This window comes from Nostocoides jenkinsii Ben 74, assembly GCF_001046875.1.
In the GTDB taxonomy this organism is placed as follows: domain Bacteria; phylum Actinomycetota; class Actinomycetes; order Actinomycetales; family Dermatophilaceae; genus Nostocoides_A; species Nostocoides_A jenkinsii.
Map to the genome: position 1 here is coordinate 3,580,881 of NZ_HF571038.1, position 5,768 is coordinate 3,586,648.

Genomic DNA, 5,768 nt, shown 5'->3' on the forward strand with positions numbered 1-5,768 from the left:
TGGCTCATCACAGATAAGGGTGTAGGGCTGGGCGGCGCGTCGGTCGCTGGGTAGGGGTCGAGGCCCCCTGAGGATGGAAGTTCTGACACTGCCCATCCGGAGGACCTCGACGTGGTTGACGCTACCTTCGCTTGCCCTGACCTGACGACGTTCGCCCGCCTCGATGGGCTCGGGCTGGTGGTGACCGGTCAACGGGTCGAACCCGATCGGGCGGTGCTGGCGTGCCGTGTTGTCGAGGATGACCGATGGTGTCGACGCTGCGGTTGCGAGGGCACGGCCCGGGACAGCGTGGTCCGGGAGTTGGCGCACGAACCGTTCGGGTGGCGACCCACCACGCTGTCGGTGACGGTCCGCCGCTACCGGTGCGGCGGCTGCGCTCACGTGTGGCGCCAGGACACGAGCAAGGCCGCCGACGCTCGCGCGAAGGTCTCCCGGGCCGGGTTGGCGTGGGCCTTGACCGGCCTGGTCGTCCAGCACCTGACCGTCGCTCGGGTCGCCGAGGCGCTCGGGGTCGCGTGGAACACCGCCAACGACGCCGTCCTGGCCGAGGGGAAACGGGTCCTGATCGCTGACCCGGCCCGGTTCGACGGCGTCGCTGTTGTCGGGGTGGACGAACACGTGGTGCGCCACGAGGCGCTGTTGTTTCGAATGGAGGTGAGAGACCTACATCGCTTGGCCGTCGCAGCGGCTGGGTGAAGCTGGCGGCAGCCTGAACCGGGGAACGCCGGGGAGGGTGGGAGCAGCCGCGACAAAGTCAGGACGGTTCGGCACTACCGGACGGGCCGTGCCTGGTGAGCAAGACGGGAAGGTGTACGCAAGGAACCGGTGTCGTAAGACCTCTTCATCGTCGACCAGCTCGAACCCGGTGGATCTGGGCTGGTGTGCGGTGCGTACCTTCCTCCGCGCCTGCCAGCCAGGCGGGTGTCGGGGGCGGGGAACTGTCAGGACGGTGACATGTGCCGGGCCTGGCAGGTCGTGGTGAAGGCCTGCGGAGTAGCCACGACGAGACCGCAGGGGCAAAGCCGGGCACCTCGCCCGTTGACCGAACAACAGTGAACGTGGGAACCACCTGTGACTGTTCCTCTTCTTGAAGGGGATAGGCCCGTTGCCGGCTGAAGGTCGCAGGTGGGGCGGAGCCGCCGTAGTACTCCGAGGCCGGGAGAGCCGGTCGCATGGGGAAGGGCGGCAGCGAGAGGAAGCAAGGAGGAACTGTGATGTCCGAAGATGCGCTGGTGAATACCGGCGCCGTGATCTGGCCCGAGCATGACTGGGCGCAGGTGACGGTACGGAGGATGCAGGCCAAGCTGCATTGTTGGGCGGCCGGGGATCCCGGTCGCCGGTTTGACGACCTGTACAACCTGGTCTGTGATCCGGCGTTCCTGGTCGTGGCGTGGCAACGCGTCGCGGGCAACGTCGGGGCACGGACGGCCGGGATCGATCGGGCCACGGTGGCTGCGATCGTCTCTCGGTTCGGGGTCGAGGAGTTCCTGCAGCATGTCCGTGACCAGTTACGGTCGCGGACATTTAGCCCGGTCGAGGTACGTCAGGTGATGATCCCCAAGGCGAGCGGGAAACTGCGCGCGTTGGGGATCCCGACCGTGACGGACCGGGTGGTGCAGGCTGCTCTGAAACTGGTGTTGGAACCGATCTTCGAGGCGGACTTTGCGCCGTGCTCGTACGGTTTCCGGCCGAACCGGCGCGCGCAGGACGCCATTGCCGAGATCCACCACTTCACCACCAAGTCTTACCACTGGGTGGTGGAGGCCGACATCGAGGCGTGTTTCGACATGATCGATCACGTCGCGTTGATGGACCGGGTCCGGGCAAGGATTGGCGACAAGCGAGTGCTGGGGCTGGTCAAGGCGTTCCTCAAGGCCGGGGTGATGACCACCACCGGCACCCGCGAGGCGACGCACACCGGCACCCCGCAGGGCGGGATCCTGTCTCCGCTGTTGGCGAACATCGCGTTGTCGGTGCTGGATGAGCACTTCATGTCGAAGTGGGACCAGCAGATGGCGACCGAGGTCTGCCGACAGCGCCGGAAGCGACAAGGCAAGGCGAACTACCGTCTGGTCCGGTACGCGGATGACTTCGTCATCCTGGTCACCGGGCAGCGCGAACACGCCGAGCAGTTGCTCAACGAGGTGGCGCACGTGCTGGCCCCGATGGGGTTGCGACTGTCACCGGAGAAGACCCGCGTGGTCCACATCGACCACGGCTTCGACTTCCTCGGCTTTCACATCCAACGGATGCGGAAACGGGGCAGCAACAAGTGGTTCGTGTACACCAAGCCCTCGAAGAAGGCGATCGCCTCGATCAAGAGCCGGGTGAAGACCATGACCTACAGGGCGACCTTGCACCACGACCCCGGGTACCTTCTGGACTACCTGGGTCGGGTGCTACGAGGGTGGGCCAACTACTTCCGACACGGCGTGTCCAAGGCCACGTTCTCCGCGATCGACTCCTACACGTGGGAGCGGATCACGGCATGGCTACGGAAGAAGCACCGCATCGGCTGGCCAGAACTCCGGCGCAGGTTCTGCCTGCCCGGGACCTGGCGGCTCGCCGTCGATGGGATCAGGTTCAAGGGCGCAGCCAGCGTCCCCGTCATCCGGTACCGCTACCGCGGCTACCAGATCCCGACCCCATGGACACCGACAGCCACCACTGGCTGAACAACAACCACTCGTGGAGAGCCCGGTGCGGTGAGAATCGCACGCCGGGTTCGGCGGGCGGCCCGGGGAAACGGACCCCGAGCAATCCGGGCACCGCGCCCCGGGCCGACCCAACTGGCGGCACACCCGCAAGGGCGGCAAGTACGTCACCGTCGTCATCGACCTCACCCCGATCCGCGACGGCACCGGCCCCGCCCGCCTGTTGGACATGGTCGAAGGACGGTCCAAGGCCGCGTTCAAGTCCTGGCTCGCCGACCGGCCACAGGCGTGGCGCGACGCCATCGAGGTCGTTGCGATGGACGGGTTCACCGGGTTCAAGACCGCCACCAGCGAAGCGCTCCCCGAGGCGGTGACCGTGATGGACCCGTTCCACGTCGTCCGCGTGCGCCATGAGGCGCTGTGTGTGCGGGTGGAGGTGAGAGACCTCCATCGCCTGGTCGTCGCAGCGGCCGGGTTGAAGTTGAGGGCAGCCTGAGCCAGGAGGTGCTGGTGAGGGTGGGAAGCAGCCCTGACAAAGCCGGGGCGGGCCAGTACTGCCAGATGGTCTGGGCCCGGCGAACGAGGCGGGAAGGTGTAACGAGAGTGAACCAGTGGTTGAACCTCCGTAATCGTGGATCCGGCTCCAACCTGGCGGATGTGGGCCGGGCTGCAGTGCGCGCCGAACGGACGAACGGGGAGGCGACTTCCGGGACGGTCATTGATGCCGGTCCGGGAGGCCGCGAGGAAAGCCTGCGGCGTACTCGCGGCGATGCTGCCGGAGCAGAGCTGGGCACCGCCCCCGCCGACCGCGACACAGTGAACATGGGAACCCTGCCGTGCCCGCCCTACCCGGGCTGCATCCAGCAGCCCGGCGGGCAGGGCCACCGTCGCCTGACGGGCGCGGTAGGGGGCGGAGCCGCCGTAGTAGTCCGAGGATGGGAAAGCCGTCCACATGGCAAAGGGCGGCAGCGAGTCCGCAACGAGGGTGCTGCAATGCCAGGAGGTCGCCGGTGAATACCGACGCGCCGTGGCCGAGCCTGTCACAGGCGCGAGCCCGGGTACTGGGGATACAGGCCAAGTTGCACCGATGGTCGACCGGGGACACCACGGCCCGGTTCGACGACTTGTTCAATCTCGTGGTGGACCCCGCTTTCCTGGTGATGGCCTGGGAGCGGGTTGCGGGTAATCGTGGGGCACGCACGGCCGGGGTTGATCGGGTCACCGCCCGAGCGATCACGGCCGAGGGGCCAGCAGCGGTGACGGCGTTCCTGACCGACCTGCGTGAGCAGGTCAAGTCGGGTACATTCGCCCCGGCGCCGGTTCGGCAGCGGTTGATCCCCAAGTCTCCGGGCAAGTACCGGCGGCTGGGGATCCCGACCGTGACCGACCGGGTGGTCCAAGCGTGTCTCATGCTGGTGCTGGAGCCCATCTTCGAGGCCGACTTCCACCCCTCCTCCTACGGGTTTCGGCCCCGGCGGCGGGCGTGGGATGCGGTCGCCGAGGTGCAGATGTTCGCGTCCCGCTCCTACGAGTGGGTCTTCGAAGGCGACATCACGGCATGTTTCGACGAGATAGACCACACGGCCCTGATGGGCCGGGTGCGTCGACGGATCGGGGACAAGCGAGTCCTGGCCTTGATCAAAGCGTTCCTCAAGGCTGGGATCCTCAGCGAGGACCAGGTCCACCGCGAGTCGAACACCGGCACCCCGCAGGGCGGGATCCTCTCCCCACTGCTGGCCAACATCGCCCTGGAAGTGCTCGACGAGCACTTCGCTCAGGTCTGGGCTGCCATCAGCCCGACCCGGGTCGACCGCTCCCGCCGGCGCCGCCACGGCCTGCCGGTGTACCGCCTGGTGCGTTACGCCGACGACTTCGTGGTCCTGGTGTCGGGCACACGGGAGCACGCCGAGGCGTTACGCGATCAGGTCGGCGACGTCCTGGCCCCGATGGGGCTGCGGCTGTCGCCGGAGAAAACCACCGTGGTCCACATCGACGACGGGTTCGACTTCCTCGGGTTCCGCATCCAGCGGCACCGGAAGCCGGGCACCGGAAAGCGATACGTCTACACCTTCGCGGCCAAGAAGTCGGTGGCCTCGATCCGCCGCAAGGTCAAGGCGATCACGAAACAAGGCACGAACCACGCATTAGGCGACCTGCTGCGCCAGCTCAATCCGGTGCTGCGGGGCTGGACGGCCTACTTCCGTCACGCGGTGGCCAAGGCCACTTTCGGACACCTGCGCCACTACACGTGGAACCGGGTCATCCGATGGCTGCGGAACAAACATCGCAAGACGGGGTGGGAGGCCCTCCGGCGACGATATGGGCCCACCGGCTGGTGGCCCCGCGACGGGGAGACGGCATTGTTTGACCCGGCATCGGTGACGGTCACCCGCTACCGATACCGCGGCGTCATCCCCTCCCGCTGGGCCGCCCTCGCCCACATCGCCTAACGGTTCGACCTCGGCACGGGCTCGTGGAGAGCCGGGTGCGGTGCAAGCCGCACGCCCGGTTCGGGAGGCGGCCCGGGGAAACGGAACAGACGGCAACACTGTCACCGCGCCCCGGGCCGACCTCACCTCGCTGGGGATGCTCTGGACCGCTGCCGGCGCCGGGTCCAGCTCGAGCTCCACGGCCACCGCGGGCTCACGGGCGACCCGCTGTACCGGGCCAGGCGGACCCTGCACACCGGCGCCGACCTGCTCACCGACCGGCAACGCGAACGCCTCACCGCACTGTTCGCCGACGAGGACCACGTCGAGGTCGAGGCCACCTGGGGGATCCTGCAACGGATGATCGCCGCCTACCGCGACCCCGACCGCACCTCAGGCCGAGCAGCCATGACCGCAGTGATCGAGGCTCTCCGCGAGGGCGTCCCGGCCGTACTGACCGAGCTGCGGCGGCTGGGCCGAACCCTCAACCAGCGCGCCGCCGATGTCTTGGCGTACTTCGACCGGCCCGGCACCAGCAACGGCCCAACAGAAGCCCTCAACGGCCGCCTCGAACACCTCCGAGGCTCCGCCCTCGGGTTCCGCAACCTCACCAACTACATCGCCCGCAGCCTGCTCGAGACCGGCGGCTTCAGGCCAGCCCTACACCCCCGATTGTGATGAGCCC

General features: G+C 67.8%; 2 protein-coding genes and 3 pseudogenes. All 5 read left to right on the top strand.

All coding sequences use genetic code 11. From position 1 onward, the window contains the following. Positions 1–111: 111 nt before the first annotated feature. Positions 112–630: pseudogene (locus BN13_RS17060) on the top strand (ISL3 family transposase); the annotation flags it as partial. Positions 631–1,214: 584 nt separating this feature from the next. Beyond that, positions 1,215–2,675: a group II intron reverse transcriptase/maturase gene (gene ltrA, locus BN13_RS17065; RefSeq protein ID WP_048548392.1), complete on the top strand. Its 1,461-nt coding sequence runs from the start codon at positions 1,215–1,217 to the stop codon at positions 2,673–2,675. Positions 2,676–2,790: 115 nt separating this feature from the next. Next, positions 2,791–3,075: pseudogene (locus BN13_RS17070) on the top strand (ISL3 family transposase); the annotation flags it as partial. Positions 3,076–3,664: 589 nt separating this feature from the next. After that, positions 3,665–5,104, top strand: coding sequence for a group II intron reverse transcriptase/maturase (gene ltrA, locus BN13_RS17075; RefSeq protein ID WP_048548395.1), 1,440 nt, complete (start codon positions 3,665–3,667; stop codon positions 5,102–5,104). Between the two features lie 126 nt (positions 5,105–5,230). Further along, a pseudogene (locus tag BN13_RS17080) lies at positions 5,231–5,761 on the top strand (ISL3 family transposase); the annotation flags it as partial. Positions 5,762–5,768: the final 7 nt, after the last annotated feature.